The organism is Thermus brevis (assembly GCF_026427635.1).
GTDB classification, from domain to species: domain Bacteria; phylum Deinococcota; class Deinococci; order Deinococcales; family Thermaceae; genus Thermus; species Thermus antranikianii.
On the sequence record NZ_CP102606.1, the window covers coordinates 759,576 to 783,530 of the forward strand.

Annotated in this window: 24 protein-coding genes; 3 read left to right on the forward strand and 21 right to left on the reverse strand. The window is 66.1% G+C overall.

Annotated features, from left to right (window positions below; all coding sequences use genetic code 11):
- Nucleotides 1–31 precede the first annotated feature (31 nt).
- From KQ693_RS04355 to KQ693_RS04365, 3 genes are all read right to left on the reverse strand, one after another.
- A complete protein-coding gene (locus KQ693_RS04355; protein WP_267262037.1) occupies nt 32–421 on the reverse strand; it encodes a DUF302 domain-containing protein in 390 nt (129 codons plus the stop codon).
- 140 nt (nt 422–561) lie between these two features.
- Nucleotides 562–1,215: a hypothetical protein gene (locus KQ693_RS04360; RefSeq protein ID WP_038071332.1), complete on the reverse strand. Its 654-nt coding sequence runs from the start codon at nt 1,213–1,215 to the stop codon at nt 562–564.
- Entirely contained in the window at nt 1,212–1,451 is a 240-nt protein-coding gene (locus tag KQ693_RS04365) for an SHOCT domain-containing protein (RefSeq protein WP_234506588.1), read from the reverse strand. The genes KQ693_RS04360 and KQ693_RS04365 overlap by 4 nt, the downstream gene beginning before the upstream one ends.
- 93 nt (nt 1,452–1,544) lie before the next feature.
- Between KQ693_RS04365 and KQ693_RS04370 the strand changes: the two genes are divergently transcribed.
- Both KQ693_RS04370 and KQ693_RS04375 read left to right on the forward strand, forming a co-directional pair.
- Entirely contained in the window at nt 1,545–2,375 is an 831-nt protein-coding gene (locus KQ693_RS04370; RefSeq protein WP_323808514.1) for an urease accessory protein UreH domain-containing protein, read from the forward strand.
- Nucleotides 2,376–2,391: 16 nt separating this feature from the next.
- Complete coding sequence (locus KQ693_RS04375; protein WP_015716300.1) at nt 2,392–3,012, forward strand: class I SAM-dependent methyltransferase; 621 nt, start codon at nt 2,392–2,394, stop codon at nt 3,010–3,012.
- Nucleotides 3,013–3,015: 3 nt separating this feature from the next.
- On the opposite strand, the gene KQ693_RS04380 is transcribed toward KQ693_RS04375, so the two are convergent.
- The 18 genes from KQ693_RS04380 to KQ693_RS04465 form a co-directional block, all read right to left on the reverse strand.
- Nucleotides 3,016–3,774 (reverse strand): WD40/YVTN/BNR-like repeat-containing protein, encoded by a 759-nt coding sequence (locus KQ693_RS04380; RefSeq protein WP_015716301.1) that lies wholly within the window; start codon nt 3,772–3,774, stop codon nt 3,016–3,018.
- A 6-nt stretch (nt 3,775–3,780) separates the two neighbouring features.
- Nucleotides 3,781–4,296, reverse strand: a complete 516-nt coding sequence (locus tag KQ693_RS04385) for a CueP family metal-binding protein (RefSeq protein ID WP_015716302.1) — start codon at nt 4,294–4,296, stop codon at nt 3,781–3,783.
- A 10-nt stretch (nt 4,297–4,306) separates the two neighbouring features.
- Nucleotides 4,307–5,428, reverse strand: coding sequence for a sensor histidine kinase (locus KQ693_RS04390; protein WP_015716303.1), 1,122 nt, complete (start codon nt 5,426–5,428; stop codon nt 4,307–4,309).
- Complete coding sequence (locus KQ693_RS04395) at nt 5,412–6,089, reverse strand: response regulator transcription factor (RefSeq protein ID WP_015716304.1); 678 nt, start codon at nt 6,087–6,089, stop codon at nt 5,412–5,414. The genes KQ693_RS04390 and KQ693_RS04395 overlap by 17 nt, the downstream gene beginning before the upstream one ends.
- Nucleotides 6,086–6,298, reverse strand: a complete 213-nt coding sequence (locus tag KQ693_RS04400; protein WP_014510815.1) for an SHOCT domain-containing protein — start codon at nt 6,296–6,298, stop codon at nt 6,086–6,088. Before KQ693_RS04400 ends, KQ693_RS04395 begins: the two co-directional genes overlap by 4 nt.
- Nucleotides 6,299–6,334: 36 nt before the next feature.
- On the reverse strand, nt 6,335–8,710 hold the full coding sequence (locus tag KQ693_RS04405; RefSeq protein WP_267262039.1) for a heavy metal translocating P-type ATPase: 2,376 nt from the start codon (nt 8,708–8,710) through the stop codon (nt 6,335–6,337).
- An 86-nt stretch (nt 8,711–8,796) separates the two neighbouring features.
- A complete protein-coding gene (locus KQ693_RS04410; RefSeq protein ID WP_015716307.1) occupies nt 8,797–9,081 on the reverse strand; it encodes a metal-sensitive transcriptional regulator in 285 nt (94 codons plus the stop codon).
- Between the two features lie 9 nt (nt 9,082–9,090).
- A complete protein-coding gene (locus KQ693_RS04415) occupies nt 9,091–9,291 on the reverse strand; it encodes a CopZ family metallochaperone (RefSeq protein WP_015716308.1) in 201 nt (66 codons plus the stop codon).
- A gap of 117 nt (nt 9,292–9,408) precedes the next feature.
- On the reverse strand, nt 9,409–9,711 hold the full coding sequence (locus KQ693_RS04420; RefSeq protein WP_267262040.1) for a Rieske (2Fe-2S) protein: 303 nt from the start codon (nt 9,709–9,711) through the stop codon (nt 9,409–9,411).
- A gap of 3 nt (nt 9,712–9,714) precedes the next feature.
- Complete coding sequence (gene sufD, locus KQ693_RS04425; RefSeq protein WP_267262041.1) at nt 9,715–11,007, reverse strand: Fe-S cluster assembly protein SufD; 1,293 nt, start codon at nt 11,005–11,007, stop codon at nt 9,715–9,717.
- A gap of 42 nt (nt 11,008–11,049) precedes the next feature.
- Complete coding sequence (gene sufB / locus KQ693_RS04430) at nt 11,050–12,456, reverse strand: Fe-S cluster assembly protein SufB (protein WP_038028764.1); 1,407 nt, start codon at nt 12,454–12,456, stop codon at nt 11,050–11,052.
- Nucleotides 12,453–13,205, reverse strand: a complete 753-nt coding sequence (sufC, locus tag KQ693_RS04435) for a Fe-S cluster assembly ATPase SufC (RefSeq protein WP_019551345.1) — start codon at nt 13,203–13,205, stop codon at nt 12,453–12,455. Before sufC ends, sufB begins: the two co-directional genes overlap by 4 nt.
- An 88-nt stretch (nt 13,206–13,293) precedes the next feature.
- Nucleotides 13,294–16,056 carry a hypothetical protein gene (locus tag KQ693_RS04440; protein WP_267262042.1) on the reverse strand — a complete coding sequence of 921 codons (2,763 nt, stop codon included), beginning with the start codon at nt 16,054–16,056 and terminating at the stop codon, nt 13,294–13,296.
- Between the two features lie 104 nt (nt 16,057–16,160).
- The gene (gene aceA / locus KQ693_RS04445) at nt 16,161–17,477 is read right to left on the reverse strand and encodes an isocitrate lyase (protein ID WP_267262043.1); all 1,317 of its coding nucleotides are present in this window, start codon (nt 17,475–17,477) and stop codon (nt 16,161–16,163) included.
- 108 nt (nt 17,478–17,585) lie between these two features.
- The gene (locus KQ693_RS04450) at nt 17,586–18,917 is read right to left on the reverse strand and encodes an FAD-dependent oxidoreductase (protein ID WP_267262044.1); all 1,332 of its coding nucleotides are present in this window, start codon (nt 18,915–18,917) and stop codon (nt 17,586–17,588) included.
- A gap of 60 nt (nt 18,918–18,977) precedes the next feature.
- Complete coding sequence (locus tag KQ693_RS04455) at nt 18,978–19,667, reverse strand: ABC transporter ATP-binding protein (protein WP_267262045.1); 690 nt, start codon at nt 19,665–19,667, stop codon at nt 18,978–18,980.
- Nucleotides 19,668–19,742: 75 nt separating this feature from the next.
- Entirely contained in the window at nt 19,743–20,885 is a 1,143-nt protein-coding gene (locus tag KQ693_RS04460; protein ID WP_267262046.1) for an ABC transporter permease, read from the reverse strand.
- A gap of 75 nt (nt 20,886–20,960) precedes the next feature.
- The gene (locus KQ693_RS04465) at nt 20,961–21,236 is read right to left on the reverse strand and encodes an NIPSNAP family protein (RefSeq protein ID WP_015716318.1); all 276 of its coding nucleotides are present in this window, start codon (nt 21,234–21,236) and stop codon (nt 20,961–20,963) included.
- Nucleotides 21,237–21,266: 30 nt separating this feature from the next.
- Between KQ693_RS04465 and alaS the strand changes: the two genes are divergently transcribed.
- Nucleotides 21,267–23,915, forward strand: a complete 2,649-nt coding sequence (gene alaS, locus KQ693_RS04470; RefSeq protein WP_267262047.1) for an alanine--tRNA ligase — start codon at nt 21,267–21,269, stop codon at nt 23,913–23,915.
- Nucleotides 23,916–23,955 lie beyond the last annotated feature (40 nt).

The window sequence follows — 23,955 nt, forward strand, 5'->3', positions numbered from 1 at the left end:
AAAGGAAGTATAAAGGTCCCTTTTGAACCCTCTAGAGTTTGGCCAGGGCTTTTTCCAGTCGGCTTCTAGCCTCTTCCACCACGGGTTTCAGGGCCTCCTGCTTTTCCGGAGGTAGGACCTGGAACATGCCCTTGGGGTCTTGGAGGAGGATTTCCACGCCTTCTCCGCCTTCCCTGAGCACGGCGTTGCAGGGGAGAAGGAGGCCGATATTGGGTTCGGCCTCGAGGGCCCTGGCGGCCAGGTTCGGGTTGCAGGCCCCCAGGATGAGGTATGGGGGCCTTTCCAGGCCCAGGCGGGCCTTTAGGGTGGCGGCCACGTCGATCTCCGTGAGGATGCCGAAACCTTCCTCCTTCAAGGCGGCTTCCAGGCGGGCACGGGCCTCGGCCAGGCTGGTCTTCAGGGTTTTCCTTAAGTCCGTCATGGTACCCTCCCTACCTAAAGTGTAGCGGAACCTGAGAGAAAAGGCCTTTCGTGAAAGTTGTATTGAGGAGTTTTGGGGGGTATAGGAAAGGCCCTGGGCCCCGCCCGGGGCAGCTGCCCCGGGCAAGGGCCCTACCGGGGTCACTCTCCCAGGAAGAAGCCATGCCAGGTGTGGACCCAGACCTCCCCCGTGTAGGCGTTCACGGAAAGCATGCCCTCCACCTCCTTGCGCCCGAAGTCAAAGGTGTAGTACCCGGGGAAAGCCCCGGCTTCCATCACCTGGGCACCCGGGAGGTAGCCTTTCAGGAAGGTCTCGGCCAGCTTCCTGGCTTCCGCCAAGGGGAAGCGGACAGGAGTCTGCACCGGCCCGCCCATCATGCTGTAGCGGGTGTTCCACATCATGTTGGGGCCAGGTTCCGGGGAAACCACCCCGGTGTAGCGATCGGCGATGAGCTCAAAAAGCCCCTGCCCCTTCTCGTCCACCACCTGGGCGTAGTAGTTTTGGCTGAAGGCCATGAAGTCCTTAAGGCGTGCCCCCGGGTAGATGCGCTTGGCGTAGGCTTCCATCCGCGCTTTGGCTTCTTTCTGGGGGATGGGCCGGGCCTCCGGAGGGTAGACCGCCATCATGCCCATCATCCCGTAGCCGCCCATCATGCCGTAGCCCATCATCCCCGGGCCGTACTGCGGGCCGTAGCCCATCATCCCCGGACCAAAACCCCCCATCATGCCCTGGGTGAGGGCAAGACCTAAAAGCATAAGGGCCAGAACTCCTAGAGTTAAACCGTAGCGTTTCATGCTTCACCTCCCTGTTCCAGTTCCTTCCGCAACCTTCTGTAGGTTTCCTCGTCCAGCTCGCCCCTGGCGTACCGGAGGCGCAGGGCCTCCAGGGCCGCATCCTTTCGCGGCTCCCCGCTTCCCCGTTCCCAGGCCCGAAGGCCCAGGTACAGGAGAAGTCCCAGGAGGGCCAGCACCAGGAGCATGTTGAGAAGCCCGAAGAACCACCCGAAACCCATGCCGCCCCAACCCATCATGCCCACGATCCACCTCCATCTGTACCCTAGGCCGGTATTGTTAAGCTGGCATAAAGGGGTTTTACCGGCGCTTAACGTTTGGCCCTTAAGCTGATGGACATGCGAAGAGGGCTCCTGGCGCTTGGTCTTGCTGTCCTGGGCCTGGTGGGGTTGGCCTTGGGAAGCGGGCTACTGGAGGAGGTTTCCCGAAGCCTTTACCGAATGGCCAACACCCTGTACGCTCTCCTGGCCCCCTGGGTGGATGGCCTGAGGCGGGAAGTGGGGGTCCCTTGGCTTTCCGCTTTCCTACTCGGGGTCTTGGCGGCCTTTGCCCCCTGCCAGATCACCACTGGGGCCAGCGCCCTGGCCTATCTGGCTCCTTCCGCCCTCGAGGGAAGGGTCTGGCCCAGGTTTCTGGCCTTTCTCCTGGGGAAGGCCTTCACCTACCTGGTGCTCGCCGGGGTGGTTCTCTTCGTTTTGGGCGGGACCCTGGACAACCCCGGGGCCATCTTCCGCCCGGTGCGGCTGGCCCTTGGGCCCTTCATGATCCTGGTGGGCCTGGGCCTTTTGGGAGTGGTGCGCTGGCCCCTGGCCTGGGCGGCACCGGAGGGCTGGGTGGCCCGGGTGGGGGCGTGGGGTGGGCTTCTTGGGCCCTTGGCTTTGGGTGGGGTTTACGGCTTGGCCTTCTGCCCTACCCTCTTCTGGCTTTTCTTCGGGCTTCTACTCCCTTTGGCCCTGGCTTCTTCCTTTGGGTTTCTCTTTCCCCTTCTCTTCGCCCTGGGGACGGGCTTTCCCCTGGGTTTTCTGCTCCTCCTTTTCACCCGCATGGGCCGGGGCCAGGCCCTCAAGGGAATGCGCCTCGTGGGAAGCCATCTTCTAAGGGGTGCAGGGGCAGTCTTCGTGGCCCTGGGGATGTTGGACACGGTGCTTTACTGGAACCTCTAGCATGGGAGGCAAGGGGATGAAGAAGGGTTTAAGGGCTCGGTTTTTCGCCACCCTCCTTCCCGTCCTTTCCCGGGGGCACGTGGGCTTGAGCGAACCCTGGCGGAAGAAACTCCTGGGAAGCCTGGCGGGGAAGGTTTTGGAGATCGGCCCGGGGACGGGGGTTAACCTGGCCTATCTGCCGGATGGCGTCCACTGGATTGGCCTCGAGCTCAATCCCTACTTCCACCCCCACCTTAAGCAGGCCCTAAGCCTGAGGGGGCTTTCCGGTGAGGTTCTTTTAGGCCAGGCGGAGGCCATCCCCCTGCCGGAGGAAAGCGTGGAGGCCGTGGTGGCCACCTTGGTCCTTTGCTCGGTGGAGGATCCCAGAGGGGCTTTGGCGGAGATCCTCAGGGTGTTGAAGCCCGGGGGGCGTTTGGTCTTTTTGGAACACGTGGCCGCTCCCCGGGGCTCCTCCCTGCGCCGATTCCAGGACCTCCTTTGCCCCTTATGGAGTTTTTTGGGGGACGGCTGCCATCCCAACCGGGAAACCCTAGCCCTTATTCGGGAGGCGGGGTTTGCCCGGGTGGAGGCGGAGGCCTTTGAACTACCCCTCCCCCTGGTGGCCCCCCATGTGGCCGGGGTGGCCTGGAAGGGATAGCCCTCAGCGCCCCTGCCAGAGGGTGCCCCTTTCGTCCACCCAGGCCAGCCAACCCTCCTCCTGGGGATGGGCGGTGAGGGCCAACACCGCTCCCTGCCAGATCCTGCGCCACCCCGCTTCCGTCCGCCGCCAGAGGCCGAGCTTTCCTCCCAGGTACAGGGTGCCCGAAGGGGAGAGGGCCAGGGGTCCCGGGGCGGGGTCAGGGGAGGGAATGGGGCGGAAGCTTTCGCCTCCATCCTCGCTCAGGAAGAGCCCCCTTTCCATAAGGGAAGCCCAGAGGCGGCCCTTTTGGTCCACCAGGAAGAAGGCCATCCCCGCTTTGGGCAGGCCCCGGGCGGGAAGCTTTGCCCAGGTCTGCCCGCCGTCCTGGCTGCGGAAGTAGCCGTAGGTGGCCTCGAGGGTGTAGTGGACCTCAGGCTTCCTGGGATCGATGGCATAGGCGTGGAGGTCCAGGGCGGGAAGGCCCTTGGGCCTTAGGTCGCGGAAGCGCTTGAGATCCCGGCTTTCCGCAAGGATCCAGTGCCCGGCCGCGATCAGGCGTTCGCCTCCCCAGGCCAGGTTCATGGCGTCCCAGTCCCGCCGCCGCACCAGGTCCTGGGAGGTGCTGTTGCTCCAGGCAACGATGCCGTCGTGGTGGCCCAGGAGCAGGACTCCCGAGGGGTGCCACAAAAGGGCGTGAACATCCCGCGTGGGCACCGGACCCAGGGGAGTTTGGGCCAGGGCGAGGCCGAGGAAGAGGGTAAAAAAGGTGAAAGGGCGCATGGCGTTCTACCGTGAGGCGAGGCGGAAGCCGGTAAGGCAGGTGGGGCTTTGGCTGAAGGTGGTCACGGAGCTGGTGGCTGCCAGGTTCCCCCAGCGGATCTCCAGGGTGTAGCGGCGGTTGCGGGGCAACCAGAGCTCAAAGAACCCGTCCTTCCCCGATCTGACCTGGGTCTTGAGCACCTCCTTTTCCCCCTCCAGCACCCGAACCTCAAAGACCTCCTCCTGGAGTTCCCCCGTGCAGCTGGAGAAGTAGTGGACCTGGCAGGGATGGGTACGGCTCACGTAGGGGGCTATCGCCAGGAGGAAGCGGTCCTTGAGGGCCACCTGGGCCTTGCGGCCGTCCGGGAACTCGAAGAAGAAGGCCTCGGGGGTCACGTAGCTCACCACCCTTTGCCCTTCCTCCCGCCACCGCTTGGCCAGAGCCAGGGCCTCTTCGGGCTTCAGGCCTTTGAGGGCCTCGGGGGAGGGAGTCTGGGCCAGGCCTAAAGCCACGCCTAGGGCAAGCGCCAGAAGCTTCTTCATGGCTCTCACCCTAAGCCTTGCCCGTTAAGCCTGTGTAAAGGGGCAGGGTGAAGCGGAAAACGCTTCCCCGGCCCAGCTGGCTTTCCACCCAGATCCTTCCCCCCATGGCTTCTACCAGGCTCTTGGCGATGGTGAGGCCCACTCCGGTTCCCCCATCCTGACGGCTGCGGGAGGGGTCTATGCGGTAGAAGCGCTCAAAGATGCGGGGAAGGTGTTCCTCGGGGATGCCGGGCCCTGTGTCCTCCACGCTGAAGACCACCGCCTGGCCTGTCCTTTCCGCCCCAAGCCTCACCCTTCCTCCCTCCGGGGTATGGCGGAGGGCGTTGGAAAGCAGGTTGGCGAGCACCTGGAGGGTCCGTTCCGCATCGGCCCAGACCCGGGGAAGAAAGGAGGGGGCCGCCACCTCCAGGGCCACTCCCTTGGCCTGGAAGGCGGGGCGGAAGCGTTCCGCCGCCTGTTCCAGGAGTTCTTTGGGATCCAGGGGCCCGGGGTGAAGCTCCACGGCTCCCGACTCCACCTGGGAAACCAGGGAGAGATCCCGGACCAGCCGGCTCATGGCCCGCACTTCCTGCTGAATCCTTTCCGCTGCCTTTTCGGGCTCCATGACCCCGTCCGCCAGGGCCTCGGCGTAGGCTTGCAGGGCGGACAGGGGAGTCCTGAGCTCGTGGGCCACGGTGCCGATGAGCTCCACCCGGCTTTGTTCCACCCGTTCCAGGGCCTCGGCCAGGCGGTTGAAGTGAAGGGCCACCTCGCCGAACTCGTCCCGTTCCAGGGGGGGAAGGCGCACCCGGTACTCCCCCTGGGCCATACGGCGGCTTCCCTCGGCCAGAAGCCTGGCGGTGCGGGAGAAGCGCAGGCTGGCGAAGGAGGCGGAGAGGGCGGCCCCGGCCACGGAGAGGGGAAGGGCGGCGAGGAGGGCGGTGGTGAGGGTGGAGCGGAGGCCTTCCTCGAGGTCCCGCCTTAAGGCCTCGCCCATCATGAGCCCGCCCATCATGGATAGGGCGTGGTACATGCGCTCCACATGCCCCCGGTAGAAGGAGGGGGCCAGGGTCTCCGCCAGGAGGAAGAAGAGGAACAGGGCCAGGAGGGCCACCAGAAGGTGGCTGAGGAAGAGCTTAGCGAAGAGGCGCATCGCCTTCCCGGAAGCGGTACCCCACCCCCCGTACCGTTTCGATGAACCGGGGGTTTTCCGGATCGTCCATGAGCTTTTTTCTCAAAGCAGCGATGTGCACGTCCACCACCCGGTCTATGCCCGGGAAGTCCGGTCCCCACACCTTTTCCAAGAGCCTTTCCCGGGTGAAGACCATGCCCGGGTGCTGGGCCAGGGTGAGGAGGAGGTCAAACTCCAGCTGGGAAAGGGGAAGGGGCTTGCCCTCCAGGTAGGCCTGCCGCTCCTTCGGAAGAAGGCGCAAGGGGCCGTAGCAGAGCTCCTCCTTGAGGCCGGCTCGCCTTAGGAGGGCCTTGACCCGGGCCACCACCTCCTTGGGGCTGAAGGGCTTGACCACGTAGTCGTCGGCCCCTAGCTCCAGCCCCTTAACCCTTTCCTCCTCCTCCCCCCTGGCGGTCAGCATGAGGATGGGAAGCTCGGGCCTTTCCCGGCGCACCTCCTCCAGGACCTTGAAGCCGTCCAGCTTGGGCAGCATGAGGTCCAGGATGATGAGGTCGGCCCGGGGAAAAAGCTCCAGGGCCTTTTCCCCATCCTTTGCCTCCAGCACCTCAAACCCAGCCCCCCTCAGGTAGGCCCCCAGGACCTCGAGGAGGGCTGGGTCGTCGTCCACCAGGAGAACCCTCATGCGAGCTCGCGCTTCATGCGCTCAAAGGTTTCCTTGTCGATCTCCCCCCGGGCGTACCGCTCCTTGAGGATCTCCAGGGCCCGGTCCCGGCGTTCCGGCACCAGGCTCCGGACCAGCCAGTAGACGAAGAGGCCCAGGAGGACGAACCAGAGAAGCCCGAAAAGGGGCCCCCACCAACCCATGTACCCCCAGTTGCCGCACCACCACATACCCATCACCTCCGGTTTCACCTTAGCCGGAGCCGGTTAAGCTCCGGTTAAGCTCTTCGGTTGGAATCCCCTCAGCCTCAAGGAGTTGGTGAGCACGAAGAGGCTGGAGAGGCTCATGGCCCCGGCCGCCAGCATGGGGTTCAGAAGAAGCCCGGTGAAGGGGTAAAGAGCCCCGGCTGCCACCGGAATGAGGAGGATGTTGTAGGCATAAGCCCAGAAGAAGTTGAGGTAAATGGTCCTTAGGGTGCGCCGGGATAGGAGGATGGCGTGCACCAATCCTTCCAGGCTCGGCGAAAGCAGGATCACATCCCCGGCTTCCACCGCGATGTCCGTGCCCGTGGCCAGGGCGATGCCCGCATCGGCCTGGGCCAAGGCGGCGGCGTCGTTGATGCCGTCCCCCACGAAGATCACCTTCCGCCCCTGGGCCTGGAGGTGCCGTATGGCCTCCACCTTACCCTCAGGGCGCACCCCGGCCAGCACCTCCTCTATGCCCAAGGCCTCGGCCACCCGCCTGGCCGGGATGGGATGGTCCCCGGTGAGGAGGACGGGTTTGAGGCCCAGGGCCTTTAAAGCGGCCACCACCCTTCGTGCCTCGGGCTTGGGGGGGTCAAAGACCCCGAAGGCGGCCAAAAGCCTCTCCCCATCCGCCAGGTAAAGGGGAGTGTAGCCCTTCTGGGAAAGCTCCTGGGCCTCCTGGGGAAGGGCCACCTTGAGCCGCTCCATGAGGGCTGGACCCCCCAGGTAAAGCCTTCTCCCCTCCACCACTCCCTCGATGCCCTCCCCGGGCAGGGCCCGCACCCCTTCGGCCTCGGGCAGGCTGAGATCCTTGGCTGCCTCCAGAACCGCCTTGGCGATGGGGTGTTCGCTTCCCCGCTCCAAGGCGGCGGCGAGGCACAAGGCTTCCTCAGGGCTTAGGGCAAACCCCAGGCGTTCCGTGAGGGTGGGCTTCCCTTGGGTCAGGGTCCCGGTTTTGTCCAGGACCACGGTATCCGCCCGGGCGAGGCCTTCGATGGCCTGGCCCTTGCGGAAAAGGAGGCCCATTCCCGCCGCCCTGCCCGTGGCCACGGCGATGGCCGCCGGGGTGGCGAGGCCCATGGCGCAGGGGCAGGCGATAAGGAGTACGGAAAGAAGGGCCACGAAGGCGTAGGAGAGGCCGGGCCCCAGAAGGAGCCAGAGGGCGAAGGTGATAAGGCCGATGAGGAGCACGATGGGCACGAAGACGCTGGCGATGCGGTCCGCCACCTCCTGCACCCGGGGCTTGTAGGCCTGGGCTTCCTCCACCAGGCGGGCCATCTGGGCCAGGACCGTGGCCTCCCCCACCCGGCTTACCCGGATGAGGAGGGGACCTTCCCCGTTCACCGTTCCCCCCACCACCTCATCCCCGGGCTTCTTGGCCTTGGGGATGGGCTCCCCGGTGAGCATGGCCTCGTCCACATGGCTGAAGCCCTCCACCACCACCCCATCTGCAGGGATGCGCTCCCCGGGAAGCACCCGCACCAGGTCCCCGGGGATGAGGGCCTCGGCGGGGATTTCCCTTTCCTCCCCTTCCTGAACCACCCGGGCGGTCTTGGGCCTCAAGGCCAGGAGCTTGCGGATGGCCTCCGAGGCCTTCCCCTTGGCCTTTTCCTCCAGGTGCTTGCCCAAAAGGATCAGGGCCAGGATCACCGCCCCCGCCTCGAGGTAGAGATGGCGGGCCTCCTCCGGGAAAAGGGTGGGAAAGAGCAGAACTAGAAAGGAGTAGAGGTAGGCGCTTCCTGCCCCCAGGGCCACCAGGGTGCTCATGCCCAGGGAACGGTGCCGGATCTCCGCCAGGGCCTGGCGGAAGAAGCGGCGGCCGGCGTAGAGGACGGGGAGGGCGGTGAGGGCCTGCAAAAGCGGAGGGAAGTGGGGAAGGGGAAGAAGCAGGGGCCCCATGGCTAGGAGAAGGGTGAGGAAGGCAAAGGGCAGGGCGATGAGGAGATCCAAGGGGTAAGCGGGGGCCCGTTTTTCCTCCTGGGCCACCTCCAGGGGCTCGTACCCTGCATCCCGGATGGCCTGGCGCAGGCGGGGGAGGGTCACGGTGTCCGGGAGGTACTCCACGAAGGCCTTCTCCGTGGCCAGGTTCACGTGGGCGGAAAGCACCCCGGGTAGCTTCTTCAAGGCCCTTTCCACCCGGGCCACGCAGGCGGCGCAGGTCATGCCCCGGATGGGGATCTCCACCCGGGCCACCACGGGCTCGTAGCCGGCTTCCTCCACCTGCTTCAGGACCTCCTTGAGGTCTATGCCTTCCTGAAGGCGCAAAAAGGCTTCCTCGGTGGTGAGGTTGACCCGGGCTTCCTCCACGCCCGGGGCCCTTTTCAAGGCCCTTTCCACCCGCACCACGCACGAGGCGCAGGTCATGCCCTTTACCCCTACCTTCACTTCCAATGCCATGGCTTCGTACCCCCTAGCGGAAACCCCTTTGCTTTCCCCGGGCTGGTGTGCCCTTGGGCCTCTACCCCGCCCTGGACCGGGTGGGATCAACGGTACTTGAGGGCCTCCATCAGCTCCTCCACGATTTCCTCCACGTCCCCCCGCTCGTGGGCGGTGGCCACGTGGTCCCGGAGGTGGGCCCTTAGGACCATCTCCCCCACCCGGTCCAGGGCACCCTCCACCGCCTTCAGTTGCTTCAGCACGTCCACGCAGTAGACGTGGGGATCCTCCAGCATGCGCAGGATGCCCTCGAGGTGGCCCTTGGCGGAGAGGAGGCGCCTTTTGGCCTCTTCCCGCACCTTGGGGTCCAGGTGGAGGGGGTGGCGGGGCACAGGGCCTCCTTAGCCCGCCAGGGCGGCCCGGTAGCCTTCCTCTTCCACGGCCCGGATCAAGGCCTCGGGGTCCGCCTTGCCCTCCACCAGGGCCTCGGCCCGTTCCAGGCTCACCTCGGCCTTCTCCACCCCGGGCACCTTCATGAGGGCCTTCTTGACCGCCATCACGCAGTGGTTGCAGGTCATGCCTTCTACCTTGAGTTTCAGCATCCCTTACCTCCCCCCACCCCAGGTGGGGTGGGTACTCCCACCCTAGCGCTTCTTCCGCCTGCCGTCAAGGACAAAGGCCCCAAGTCCTCCTTGGGGCCTTGCGAACGGGATGGGCGTCTATAGGTCCAGAAGGATGGTATCCCCCTCCAGCTTGGCGGGGAAGACCTTGACGGGCCTGGGGGCGGGAAGGGTCTGCCGGCCTGTTTTCAGGTCGAAGCGGGCCCCGTGCCGGGGGCAGACGATCTGGCCGTCTTCCACATCCCCCTCGTGGAGGGGGCCGCCGTCGTGGGTGCAGATGTCCTCCAGGGCAAAGACCTCCTCCCCGGTGTAGAGGAGGAGGATGGGCTTCCGGTGCTCGGGCCGCTTCACCACCAGGCGGCCGTTTTGTAGCTCGCTCAGCCGGGCTACCGGGGTCCACATGGCTTAGATGCGCACCTTTTCCTCGATGACCGCCTCGAGGTGGGCCCTTAAGGCCTTTAGAGGAATGCGGTTAAGGACGTCCGCCAGGTGGGCTTTGACCAAAAGCTCCTGGGCGAGGCTACGGGACAGGCCCCGGGACTGCAGGTAGAAGAGTTGCATCTCGTCCACGGGGGCGGTGGTGCTGCCGTGGGTGCAACGCACGTCGTTGGCCCCGATCTCCAGCTGGGGGATGGAGTCCACCCGGGCGGTGGGGGAGAGGATGAGGTTGCGGTTGGCCTGGTAGGCGTCGGTCTTCTGGGCCCCCCGTTCCAGCTTGATGAGGCCGGAAAAGACCGCCCGGGCCTCGTCCTTCACCGCTCCCTTGTAGAGGAGGTCGCTTCGGGTATGGTGCTCCACGTGGTGCTGCAGGGTGTAGTGGTCGAAGTGCTGGAGGCCGTGGCCGAAGTAAAGCCCCAGCATCTCGCTTTCCGCTCCCGGGCCCAATAGCTCCGAGGCCACCTCACTCCTGGCGTAGCGCCCGCCCAGGTTGACCACCAGGTCGTTTAAGGCGGCATCCCGCTCCAGCAGGGCCCTTTGCCGGTGGAAGTGCCAGACCCCGTCGCCCAGGGTTTGCACGTGGGCGTGGCGCAGCCGGGCTCCAGGCCTCAAGACCATCTCCGTGGCGGAGAGGTGCAGGGTGGGGGGGAGGTCCAAGGAGAGGTACTCCTCGATGTAGGCGGCCTTGGCGTTGTCCTCCAGGAAGATGAGGCTCCGGCCCGCCGAGGCCTTGCCCCCTTCCAGCACCTTGAAGACCCCCAGGGGCCTTTCCACCTCCAGCCCCGCGGGTACGTAGAGGAAGGCCCCGTGGGTGAAGAAGGCGGAGTTTTCCGCGGCGAACTTGTCCTCCACGTAGACCCCCCGGAAGAGGGTGGCCTCCACCTTACCGGGGTGGGTCTTCAAGGCCTCGGCCAGGCTGGTGAAGACCAGGCCCTTGGCGGAAAGCTCCTCCGGCACCTCGGCGTAAACCAGATCCGGGCCCACGAAGACCAGAAAGCCCGAAACATCGGTCTTCTCCAGGCGGCGCTTCACCAGCTCGGGAAGTTCATCCCGGGAGAGGCTAAGCCCCTTGGGGGTTTCCACCTCCTGCTCCAGGGGAGCCTCAGAGAGATCCGTGTAGCGCCAGGCCTCGTCCTTCTTGCTGGGATAGGAGAGGCGGGCGAAGGCCTCGAGGGCTTTTAGCCTTTTCTCCAGCAGCCAGCCCGGCTCCTTTAGGGCCCGGGAGATGGCTTCCACCTGCGTTTTGTCCAGTACCTGCATGAATCCTCCTAGCGCAAAGGTTAAGACCCTTGACGGAAGCCCTTAGCCTACGGAGCCCTCCATCTCCAGCTCGATGAGCCGGTTCAGCTCCACCGCGTACTCTAGCGGCAGTTCCTTGGCGATGGGCTCGATGAAGCCCCGCACGATGAGGGCTGCGGCCTCGTCCTCCTTGAGGCCCCGGCTTTGCAGGTAGAAGATCTGCTCGTCGTTGATCTTGGACACCGTGGCCTCGTGGCCCACGTGGGCGGTGTCCTCCTCGATCTCGATGTAGGGGTAGGTGTCGGTGCGGCTCTCCGGGTCGATGAGAAGGGCGTCGCACTCCACGTTGGCCTTGGCGCCTTTGGCTCCCTCCAGCACCTTCACCAGGCCCCGGTAGCTGGCCCGGCCCTCCCCCTTGGAGATGCTCTTGGAAACGATGGTGCCCGAGGTGTGGGGGGCTCCCAGGATGATCTTGGCCCCGGTGTCCTGGTGCTGGCCGGTCTTGGCAAAGGCGATGGAGAGGATCTCTGTGCGGGCCCCGGGTTCCAGGAGGTAGCTGGAAGGGTACTTCATGGTGACCTTGGAGCCTAGGTTGCCGTCCAGCCACTCATGGAAGGCATCCCCATAGACCAGGGCCCGTTGGGTCACCAGGTTGTACATGTTGGTGGACCAGTTCTGGATGGTGGTGTAGCGGCTCCTGGCCCCCCGCTTCACCACGATCTCGATGACCCCGGTGTGGAGGCTTTCCGTGGAGTACATGGGGGCGGTGCAGCCCTCGATGTAATGCACCTCGGCCCCCTCGTCCACGATGATCAGGGTGCGCTCAAACTGGCCGAACTCGGGGGTGTTGACCCGGAAGTAGGCCTGCAGGGGAAGCTCCACCTTCACCCCGGGGGGGATGTAGACGAAGGAGCCCCCGGACCAGGCGGCGGAGTTCAGGGCGGCGAACTTGTTGTCCTCCGGGGGGACCACCTTGGCGAAGTACTCCTTGAAGAGGTCCTCGTACTTCTTCATCCCCTCCTCGATGGCCACGAAGATGACCCCCTGCCGCTCCAGCTCCTCCCTGACCCGGTGGTAGACCATCTCCGAGTCGTACTGGGCCCCCACCCCGGCGAGCACCTTGCGCTCGGCCTCGGGGATGCCCAGGCGCTCGTAGGTCCGGCGGATCTCCTCCGGGATCTGCTCCCAGCTCTTGGCGTCCCTCACCTCTGCGGGCTTCACGTAGTAGACCAGGTTGTCCAGGTCCAGGCCCGAGAGGTCCGGGCCCCAGGTGGGCATGGGCTTCTTCTGGAAGATCTCCAAAGCCCGCAGGCGGAACTTCAGCATCCACTCGGGCTCCCCCTTGTGGTAGCTGATGGCCTCGATCACCCTCCGGGTGAGGCCCCGCTCGGCCACGAAGACCGGCTTGACCTCGTCCACGAAGTGGTACTTGTACTCTTCGCCCAGTGCCCTCAGATCGGCCTCGCTCATGCTTCCTCCTTCACCCTTTCCCGGAGCCACTCGTAACCCTTGGCCTCCAGCTCCAGGGCCAGCTCGGGGCCGCCCTCCGCCACGATGCGCCCGTCCATCATCACGTGCACCCGGTCAGGGACGATGTAGTTCAGTAGGCGCTGGTAGTGGGTGATGACCAGGGCGCCGAAGTTGGGCCCCCGCATGGCGTTCACCCCCCGGGCCACCACCTTGAGGGCGTCGATGTCCAGCCCGGAGTCGGTCTCGTCCAAGACGGCGTAGGCGGGTTCCAGGACCAGAAGCTGGAGGATTTCGTTCCGCTTCTTCTCCCCGCCGGAAAAGCCCTCGTTGAGGTGGCGGGAGAGGTAGCTCTCATCCCAGTCCAGGACCTCCAAGGCCTTCTTTACCTTGGTCCAGAACTCCGCCACCCCCACCTCCCGGCCCAGCTTGGCCTGCAGGGCCAGGCGCAGGAAGTTGGCGATGGTGACCCCCGGCACCTCCACGGGGTACTGGAAGGCCAGGAAGAGGCCCTTCCTCGCCCGCTCGTCCGGGGATAGATCCAGGATGCTTTCCCCGTCCAGGAGGATATCCCCCCGTTCCACCGTGTACTCGGGGTCCCCGGCCAGGATCTTGCCCAGGGTGCTCTTCCCGGCCCCGTTGGGGCCCATGAGGGCGTGCACCTGGCCCTTGGGGACCACCAGGTTCACGCCCTTTAGGATGGTTTCGCCGTCGATGGAAGCCCAGAGGTCGCGGATTTCTAGCTGGTTCATCGTTCTGCCTCCTGATGCCGGGTCGGGTTCTTACTGCGACCCATTCGCAGTAAGAGTATAACCTCTCCACCCCCTAAAGTATAGTGATTTAGTCGGGATTTGCCAGGTGGAAGCCCAGGGCCTCGGGAAGGGCCAGGGGGGTGGGGGGAAGGCGCCTTTGCAGCTCGGGGCAGAAGCGGCCCAAAGCCCGGCCCAGCTGGAAGCGGAAGGGTTCGGGGAGAGGGCTTCTCCTCACCTCCGAAAGTTTTTGCCAGGCGGCCTCCTTCTCCCCCAGGCCCAAGAGGGCCAGCACCTCCACCGCCCGGGCCTGGGCTAAAAGGCCAGGGTCCTCCAGGGGAGGGAGGGCCACCACCTGGGCCAGGGCCTCCCCCAGGTTGCCCTCGCGGACCAGGGTTTCGGCGTAGCTCAGGCGGGCCTGGGCCCTGAGGTAGGGGTTTTCCACATCCAAAAGGGGCTTTAGGAGGGCCTTTCCCTCGGCGGGGGAAAGGAGGAGGGCCAGGAGGCTTGCGGTGTCCAGCCGCAAGGCGGTGTAGCGATCCGTGGCCTCCCAGGGGATTTGCTCCAGGAGGTCCTCGAGGAGGCGCTGGGCCGTGGGGGCGTGGAGCCCTCCCAGGAAGGGGGCCCGGTAGGGTTGCCCTGCCTCCAAGAGGAGGTAGGTGGCTCCCAGGCGGAAGAGGGTGCGCAGATGGCGGTAGCGGGCTTCCTTGGGCCTCTCCTCGGTGGAGCGGAAGTAGGCCTCGGCGGGGACCAAAAGGCTTAGGGCGGCAAAGGGACGGCCGCGGGCCGCCTCGAGGATCCCGGCCTCGCTTTCCACCCGGGCCCGGGTGAAGGGGTCCTCCGCTTCGGCCAGGGCCTTCTCCATGGCTTTTCCTGCCTCCTCGTACAGGCCCAGGCGCCGAAGGAGGGTGGCGTAGCGGGCCCGCACCCGGGCCACCTCGTCCTTGGGGGCACCACCCTCCTCCAGGGCCTTCAGGCCCTCCTCCATGCGGGGCTTGGCCTCCAGGCTTCCCAGGCGCATGAGGAGGTCCCCCATCTGGTAGCGGGCCCTCCCCAGGAGGAGGGGGTCATGGCCCACCCGGGAGAGGGCCTCCAGGGCCTCCGGGTAGCGGCCCAGGTCCTTGGCCACCAGGCCCCGCCACAAGTACACCCGGTCCTGCAGGAAGGGGGCCACGGGAAGCCCCTGCGCCTCCTCCACAAAGCGGGCTGCCCTCTCGTAATCCCCCTTCCAGCGCTCCACCGCCGCCATGACCAAAAGCCCCTCCGCCTGGGCGGTATCGTCCAGGAGCGTGAGGTCCTCCTTGGGAGGCAGAAGCTCCTCCGCCTCCTTGTAAAGGGCGGCATCCGCCTTGGCCTCGGCTGCCTTGATGCGGGCCCAGGTGCGCAAGGAAGGGTTTTGGGCCTCCGAGAGCACCCTGAGGGCTTCCTCCGCCTCGGGGTGGGCGTACTGGCCCAAGACGGCCCGGTAGCGCACCACCACCGCGGCCAGGGCCTCGAGGTCCTCCCGGGGCCAGGCCTGGGCTTCCTGCCAAAGCCCGGGAAGGAGGGCCAGCCGGGCGGGATCCTCCTGGAGAAGGTCCAGAAGTATCTGGGTGTCCCCCGCCTTGTAGGCGTGGTGGAGCTTGCGGAAGAGGTTTTCCTTGGGGAAGAAGGAGAGGGCCAGGCGGTGGAGTTCCCTGGGGGCTTCTTGGGGAAGGAGGCTTCTTAGGGCAGGGCGCACCAAGCCTTCCCCCACCCAGTCCAAGAGGGCCCTTTCCGCCTGGGAAAGGCGTTCCAGAGGCTTGCCCAAAGCTTTCTCTAAAAGCTCTGCGGGAAAGGTGGGGTCGGCCTCGGGGCTGAAGGCGGAGAGGGCCAGGAGCAAGGGCTTCAGGGCTGGGTCGTCCTGAAGGGGGGTCTTAGGGTCGTGCTTGGCGGCCTCCAGGAGGACCAGGCGGGAAAGCTCCCCAAAGTTGCGCCCCGCTTGGTTCACCAGGGCCTCCAGCCTTTCCGGGGGCAGATGGGGAAGCCGTTCCCGCACGAAGCGCCTGGCCTCCTCCCGGCTCGGGGGGGAAAGGGGCTGGTGGGGCAGGGTAGGGGGTGGCTCGCTCAGGGCTGCCACGTAGGGGATGGTCAGGGCCTTCAGGAAAGGTTCCAGCCAGGCGGCAAGCCCCCGTTGGGTGCCGTCTGGACCCCGCAGGGGAAGGCCTTCTAGGGTTCCCTCCGCCTCGGCCCGAAGCAGTAGGGGGCGGCCTTCCCGGTTTAGGCCCCGGGCCAAAAGGGCCAGCACCTCGTGTTCCAAGGCTCCCTGCAGGATGTAGGGCTGGGTGGGGGAGAGCTGGGCCAGAAGGGCCCGCACCTCCTCCCCTGTTCCCAGGCCCTCGGCCAAGGGGACCAAGGCCTGGGCCAGCTCCCCTCCCAGGTTGAGGAGGAAGGGTTCCTTGCCCGGCAAAGCGGATAGGGCGCGGCTCAAGGCCGCCAGGAGGACTCCCTTGCCTGTGGCCGGCCCCCCCACCACCACCATCTGAGGCCTCCCCCCGGCTTCCAGCTCCTTCAGAAAGCGGCGAAAGATGCGGCGCTTGTCCCGGCCCAGGGTCTTGCGGGCGCTTTCCAGGAAAAGCTCCGCCGGGGGAGGGGGGGGTGGGAGGCCCGCCTCTTGGTACAGGTCGGCGATGACCCCGTAAAGCCTTTCCTTCTCCTCGGGGCTTCCCAGGTCCTTGTAGAGGATGTTGCGCACGGTCCCCGCCTTCCCGCCCCGCTCGGCCATAAGGGCCTCGAGCCACCTTAAGGAGCCCCGCTTGCCCCGATGGTCCCGGCCCTTAAGGTGGGGACGGAGGTCTTCCAGGTAGCGTAGCCAGGGTGTATTGGCCTCTGGCATGGTGATTACACTATATCAGCTTTGGTGTGCCTTCGGCCTACCACGGAAAAGGAACCTGCCGCCCTCCGAACCTGGAGGGCGGCAGAGCAGGCTTCCCGCTAAACCTAGTGCACGGGTTCGTTGAACTGGGCCTCCTCGGTGGAGCCCTTGAGGGCCAGGGTGGAGGCCTCCCCCTGGGTGAGGGCCAGGACCACCTCGTCGAAGTAGCCCGCCCCCACCTCCCGCTGGTGCTTCACGGCGGTGAAGCCCTGGGCCTGGGCCAGGAACTCCTTCTGCTGGAGCTCCACGAAGGCAGGCATGCCCCGGGCCTTGTAGCCCTTGGCCAGCTCCCAGGTGTAGTAGTTCACGGTGTGCCAGCCCGCCAGGGTGATGAACTGGAACTTGTACCCCATCTCCCCCAGCTCCCGGTTGAACTTGGCGATGGTTTCGTCGTCCAGGAACTTCTTCCAGTTGAAGGAGGGGGAGAGGTTGTAGGCGAGGAGCTTATCCGGGAACTCCTCCTTCACCGCCTCGGCGAACTTGCGGGCCTCCTCCAGGTCGGGCTTGGAGGTTTCCATCCAGATGACATCGGCGTAGGGGGCGTAGGCCAGGGCCCGGGCGATTCCCGCCTCGAGGCCGTTTTTCACCCGGTAGAAGCCCTCGGGGGTGCGCTCCCCGGGCAGGATGAAGGGCCGATCCCGCTCGTCGATGTCGCTGGTGATGAGGGTGGCGGCCTCGGCGTCCGTGCGGGCGATGATCACCGTGGGCACCCCCATGATGTCCGCTGCCAGGCGGGCGGCCTGCAGGGTGCGGATGTGCTGGGAGGTGGGCACCAGGACCTTGCCCCCCAGGTGGCCGCACTTCTTCTCGGAGGCCAGCTGGTCCTCGTAGTGGATGCCGGCGGCCCCCGCCTCGATCATGGCCTTGGTGAGCTCAAAGACGTTCAAAGCCCCGCCGAAGCCCGCCTCGGCATCGGCCACGATGGGCACGTACCAGTCCCGGGTCACCTTGCCCTCGGAGCGCTCGATCATATCCGCCCGCATCAGGGCGTTGTTGATGCGCTTCACGATCTGAGGCACGGAGTTATAGGGGTAGAGGGACTGGTCGGGGTAGGTCTGCCAGGCCAGGTTGGCGTCGGCGGCCACCTGCCAGCCGGAGAGGTAGATGGCCTCCAAGCCGGCCCGCGCCATCTCCACCGCCATGGCCCCGGTGTAGGCCCCGAAGGTGTGCACGTAGGGTCGCTCGTGCAGAAGCTGCCAGAGCTTCTCCGCTCCTCGCTTGGCCAGGGTGTACTCCACCTTCACGCTGGGGCGAAGCCGGACCACGTCCTCGGGCCGGTAGTCCCGCTTCACTCCCTTCCACCGGGGGTTGGTGGCCCAATCCCGCCGAAGCTCCTCCGCCTCCTGCCGCATCTCTGGGGTCAGCACGCTTAAGGGATCCATCCCTCACCTCCCAAGCCCAGTCTGGAGCCAGGAGGGATTACAGTGTAGGGTGTAAGGCAAGGGGCTTAACACCCCTTGCCGGTGTGTTCCTCCCTTAACTACACTGCTTCACTTCACCTGCTGGGCGGCGATGAGGAGGGGGTCCCAGACGGGGCTGTAGGGTGGGGCGTAGGCCAGGTCCAGGCTCAGGAGATCCTCCACCGTGCCCCCCTGGTGCAGGAGGACGGCCAGGGCGTCGATGCGCAGGGCCCCGTGCCCATGGGCCACCACCGCTCCGCCCAGGAGCTTTCCCGTGCCCTCCTCGTAGATGAGTTCCACCCAGAGGGGCTGGCTTCCCGGGTAGTAGTGGGCCCCGTCCCGGCTTTGGATGAAGACCTTCCTGGCCTGGAAGCCCTCCCTTAAGGCCGCTTCCTGGGAAAGCCCGGTGGTGGCCACCGCCAGACCGAAGGCCTTGAAGATGGCGGTGCCCACCACTCCGGAAAAGCGGGCTTCTTTGCCGGCGATCACCGCCCCGGCGGTGCGGCCGTGCTTGTTGGCCACATCCCCCAGGGGAAGCCAGTAGGGGCGCTTGAGTACCTGGTGGAAGCTTTCCGCCACATCCCCGGCGGCATACACTCCCTCCAGGTTGGTATGCATCCTCTCGTCGGTGGCGATGGCTCCTGTGGGGCCTAAGGCTACCCCCATGGCCTGGGCCAAAAGGGTGTTGGGCTTGATCCCCGTGGCCACCAGCACCAGGTCGGCAGGCACCACGCCTTCCGAGGTCTCCACCGCCTCCACCCGGCCCTGGCCCCTTAGGGCCTTCACCTCCACCCCGGTCCAGACCTCCACCCCGTGCCGCTCCAGCTCCTCCTTAAGGAGGTTCCCCACCTCCTGGTCCCAGTGGGGTAGGGGACGGTCCTTGAGCTCCAGGAGGGTCACCTCGAGGCCCCGTTTGCGGAAGGCCTCGGCCACCTCGAGGCCAATGTACCCGGCTCCCAGGATGGCAGCCCTTTGGGCTCCCTCCAGGGCCTTGAGGAGGCTTTCCCCATCCTCCATGCTCCTTAGGGTGTAGACCCCTTCCTGCTCCGTGCCCGGGATGGGGGGAAGGCTCGGCCTGGCCCCGGTGGCCAGGACCAGGTAGTCGTACCGGTCCTGGAGGGTGCGTCGCTCCTGGTGGTCAAAGACGGTGAGGGTCCTGAGCTCCGGGTCCACATCCACCACCTCGTGGTGGATGTGGATGTGAATCCCCTGCCTCCGGAACTCCTCCGGGGTCCTGGCCACCAGCTTTTCCAGACGGGGGATTTCCCCGGAAAGCACGTAAGGCAGGCCGCAGGCCCCGTAGGAAACCCACCCCGATTTCTCGTAGACCACCACCTCCAGGTCCGGGTTCTCCCGCTTGGCCTTGGCGGCGGCGGAGGCCCCGCCTGCCACCCCACCGATCACCACCAGCCGCTTGCCCATAGGGGGTATTGTGCCACAGGCGGGGTGGGCGGGATGTCCCGGGGAAAGGGCAGGGGGTGGCTACCGCGGGGGCCCAGGCACCTCCTGCCGCACCAGCCGCCCTCCCTTGAGGTAGAGGATCCGTTCCGCCTGGGCGGCCAGCTCCAGGTCGTGGGTGACCAGGATCAGGGTGCGCTTTTTCCCGGCTTCAAAGAGTAGGGATGCCACCTGCTCCCGGGAGGTGGCGTCCAGGTTGCCGGTGGGCTCGTCGGCGAAGAGGATGGGGGGGTCCAAGGCCAGGGCCCGGGCCAAGGCCACCCGCTGCTGTTCCCCGCCGGAAAGGCGGCTTGGCAGGTGGTGGGCCCTTTCCAGAAGCCCCACCCTTTCCAGGAGCCCTAAGGCCCTTTCCTTGCGGGCTTTAGGGGGAAGGCCCGCAAGGAGGAGGGGAAAGGCCACGTTTTCCCAGGCGGTGAGGGTGGGGATGAGGTTCCACTGCTGGAAGACGAAGCCCATGTGCCGGAGGCGCACCTCGGCCCTTTGGTCCTCGGACAGCCGGTGCAGGGCCAGCTCCCCCAGGTACACCCCTCCTTCCGTGGGCAGGTCAAAGCCCGCAAGGAGGTTTAGCAGGGTGGTTTTGCCGCTACCCGAGGGCCCCACCACCGCGGTGCTTCCTTGGGGGAAGGCGAAGGTAAACCCTTCCAGGGCCACCACTTCCTTCTCCCCTTGCCGGTAGCGCTTGCCGAGGTTTTCCGCCCGCAGGACGCTCGTCATATCCTTTCCTATCTCCTGGCTTCTCCGGAAGGGCCTACGGGAAGAGGATTTACTCCCGGGGAAGCCAAGGCGGTCTCAAACCCTCCCCAAAGCCTCCACCACGGGAATCCGGCTGGCATGGTAGGCGGGAAGGATCCCCGCGGAAAGCCCAAGCCCCAGGGCCACCAGAAGGGCGAAAAGGGAAAGCCTGGGGGTGACGGCGGAAAGGGCCAGGCCCACCTGCTCCAGGGTGTAGAGGTTGATGGCCTGGGAAACCGCGCTTCCTAAAGTCAGACCCAGTAGCCCCCCCAAGGAGGAGAGGAGGAGGGCCTCCAGCACCACCAGCCGGAAGATGAAACCCCGCTTGGCCCCGAGGGCCCGCATGACCCCGAACTCCCGGGTGCGCTCGTACACGGACATCATCACCGTGTTGGCCACCAGAAGCCCTCCCACCACCAGGGCCACCAGGCTGATGCCGAAACGCACCAGGTCGCTGATGCGCAAGGCCCTTTCCGCAAAGCGCATCACGTCCCCCGTGGTCTGGGCCTTGAGGCCGGGGAGGCTGGCCTCGAGGGCCCGGGCCACCTCCTCCGCCTTCTGCCCGGGGTTCAGGGCCACGAGAAGCGCGGTGTAGTTTTGCGTGCCCAAGACCTCCTGCAAGGGCTTTAGCGGAACGAAGATGAGGTTGTCGGCAAGCCCCCCGCTTTCCTCCAGGATGCCCTCCACCCGTAGCTCCACCCGGGGGGAAAGCCTGAGGGGGCTTCCTAGGGAAAGCTGGCTCCGCTTGGCCACCTTGGCCCCCACGATGGCTCCCTTGGCCGAGGGAAGAAGCCGGCCTTCCCGGACCCTCACCCCGGGGTAGAGGAGGTCGGGGGCCACGCCTTGCGGGAGACCCTGGAAAAAGAAGCTCGTTTGGGGGTCAAACCCTCCCCGGGCCAGGAAGAGGGTGGGGATGATGCTCCTCACCCCCAGCTCCTTCCCCGCTGCCACCGCCCGCCGGTACTCCTCGGGGGTGATCTCGGGGTAGCCGGAAAACCCCAGGCCCTCCATGCCCTCGGGGACCAGCTGGATGGCAGGGCCCACCCGGGCGAGCTCCTGGGCCAGGGAGCGCCTTAAGCCTTCCCCGAAGGAGAGGAAGAGGACCATGCTGGTGGTGGCGATGAGCACCCCCAGGAGGGTGAGGAGGCTGCGCACGGGGCGGGCCAGGAGGTTACGGAGGACCATGGAAAGGATTTCCATCTTCTCAAGCTTATTCCTGGTGCGGAAAGTGGACGTGCCGGGGCCCAGAGAGGGCCAAACACCGGGGATGGCTTTCTAGATGAGTCTTTCCACGAAGCGGGTTTCTATTTCCTCCAGGAACTGGCTGGGGTCCACCTTCTTGCGCTCGGGGTGCTGGTAGTAGGCCTTTTCCGCCTCCTGAAAGTTCTCGTGGCCCACGAACCACAAAAACTCCCGCTCCCCGATCCAGTAGGCCCCCAGGACCTGGAAACCCGTGGCCTGGCGCAAGGGAACGATGACCTCCAAGAACACCTTCTGAAAAGCCTCCCTGGTGCCTTCCTTAAGCCGGTAGCGGCGCATCTGGACCGTCATGGTCCAAGTTTACTGCCTATAATCAAAGGCATGCGCACGGCGGAGATCCGGGAGAAGTACCTGTCTTTTTTTGAGGGCAAAGGGCACCTGCGACTTCCCTCCTTCAGCCTCATCCCCGAGAACGACCCTTCGCTCCTCTTCACCTCGGCGGGCATGGCTCCCCTAAAGCCCTACTTCCTGGGGGCCAAGCCCATCTTCGGGGGCAAGGAGTGGCGAAGGATCACCACCTGCCAGAAGTGCCTTAGGGTGGGGGACATCGAGAACGTGGGGAGAACCGCCCGGCACAACACCTTCTTCGAGATGCTGGGCAACTTCTCCTTTGGGGACTACTTCAAGAAGGAGGCCATCCTCTGGGCCTGGGAGTTCCTCACCGACCCCAAGTGGTTGGGCCTGGATCCGGATCGGCTCTGGGTCACGGTCTACGAGGACGACGACGAGGCCTACGCCATCTGGCGGGACCTGGTGGGGGTGCCCGAGGAAAAGATCGGCCGCTTCGGGGAGGACGAGAACTACTGGCCGGGAGGGGCCATCACCCACGGGCCCAACGGGCCCTCGGGCCCTTGCTCGGAGATCTTCTACGACCGGGGCCCGGCCTTCGGCACCCCGGACGAAACCGGTCCCAACACGGGAAGCGGGGACCGGTTCGTGGAGATCTGGAACCTGGTCTTCACCCAGTACGACCGCCAAGGCCCCATCCCCGGCCCCGGGATCCTCAAGCCCTTGCCCCAGAAGAACATCGACACCGGCATGGGCCTGTACCGGGTGGCGGCCATCCTGCAGGACGTGGAGGACTTCTACCGCACGGACACCTTCTACCCCATCATCGAGCGGGTGGCCCTCTTTAGCGGTAAGCCCTACGAGGGGAAGGCCTCGGTGAGCCACCGGGTCATCGCCGACCATATCCGGGCGGTGGTGGCGGCCTTGGCCGACGGGGTGACCTTCTCCAACACCGGCCGGGGCTACGTGATCCGCAGGCTCCTTCGCCGGGCCCTCCGCCACGGTTACCTTTTGGGCCTGCAGGAACCCTTCCTCCACCGCCTGGCCCCGGTGGTGGCGGAGCTTCTTGGGGACTTCTACCCGGAGATGCGGGAGAACCTTCCCGCGGTGGAGAAGCAGATCCGCCTCGAGGAGGAGCGCTTCCTGGAAACCCTGGAAGGGGGCTTGAAGCGGCTGGACACCCTGCTTTCGGGCCTTAGGCCCGGGGAGGTGCTTCCGGGGGCGGAGGCCTTCCGCCTCTACGACACCTACGGTTTCCCCCTGGACCTCACGGTGGAGATCGCCGCGGAAAGGGGCTTCGGGGTGGACACCGAGGGTTTCAAAAGGGCCATGGAGGAGCAGCAGGAGCGTTCCCGGGCGGCCATGGCCTTTGAGCGGGAGATCTTCAAGAAGAGCGCCCAGGTGCTGGAGGAACTCTACGCGGAACGGGGGGCCACGGAGTTCTTGGGCTACGGGACCCTGGAGGCGGAGGGCACCGTCTTGGCCCTTCTGGCGGGGGACCAAAGCCTGGAGGAGGCGGGCCCCGGGACCGAGGTCCAGGTGGTCTTGGACCGGACTCCCTTCTACGCGGAAGGGGGGGGACAGATTGGGGACTTCGGCCACCTGGAGTGGCCCTCGGGCCGGGCCAGGGTGGAGACCACCCTCAAGACGGAAAGGGGGATCTTCCTGCACCGGGCCAAGGTGGAGGAGGGCACCCTCCGGGTGGGGGAAAGGGTGCGGGCGGTGGTGGACCCTGCCCGCCGGGACACGGAGCGCCACCACACCGCCACCCACCTCCTCCACGCCGCTTTGAGGGCGGTCTTGGGCCCCCATGTGCGCCAGGCGGGGAGCCTGGTGGCCCCGGACCGCCTGCGCTTTGACTTCACCCACCCCGAGCCCCTGACCCAGGAGGAGCTGGAGCGGATTGAGCTTTTGGTGAACCGCTGGATCCTGGCGGATTTCCCCGTCACCTGGCGCTACCTGCCCCTGGAGGAGGCCAAGCGGGAAGGGGCCATGGCCCTTTTCGGGGAGAAGTACGGGGAGGTGGTGCGGGTGGTGCGGGTGGAGGGAAGCCCCCTGCCTGGGGTGGAGTCCAAGGAGCTTTGCGGGGGCACCCACGTGCGGCGCACGGGGGAGATCGGGGCCTTCCTCATCCAGAAGGAGGAGGCGGTTTCCGCCGGGGTGAGGCGCCTCGAGGCGGTGGCCGGGGAATGGGCGGTGCGCTTCGCCCGCGGGGCTTTGAACCGAGTGAGGGCTTTGGCCGAGAGGCTTTCCGTGGGGGAGGCCAACCTGGAGGAGCGGCTGGAGAGGCTCTTGCAGGAGCTTAAGGCCAAGGAAAAGGAGGTGGAAAGCCTTAAGGCGCGCCTGGTGCAGGCGGAGCTTAAGAAGGAGGTCGCCCTTTCGGAGAAGGGGGGCTTGCGCTACGGGGTGCTGGAGCTTTCCGGGGTGGATATGGCCGCCTTGCGCCAGGCGGCGGACGATCTGGTGGCCAAGGGGGCGGATGTGGCCCTGGTCCTGAGCGGGGGGCAGGCGGTGCTGAAGCTTTCCCCAAAGGCCCAGGAAAGGGGCCTCGAGGCGGGGGCCCTTTTCCGGGCCCTTGCGGAGCGAGCGGGGGGGCGGGGGGGTGGGAAGGGAGCCCTGGCCCAGGGGGCAGGGCTTTCCCCGGAAAAGGCCCGGGTGGCTCTTCCCGACCTCCTTCCTTGAGGGAGGCCCCTAGCCTCGCCGGGGTGCCTGGCAGGGGACA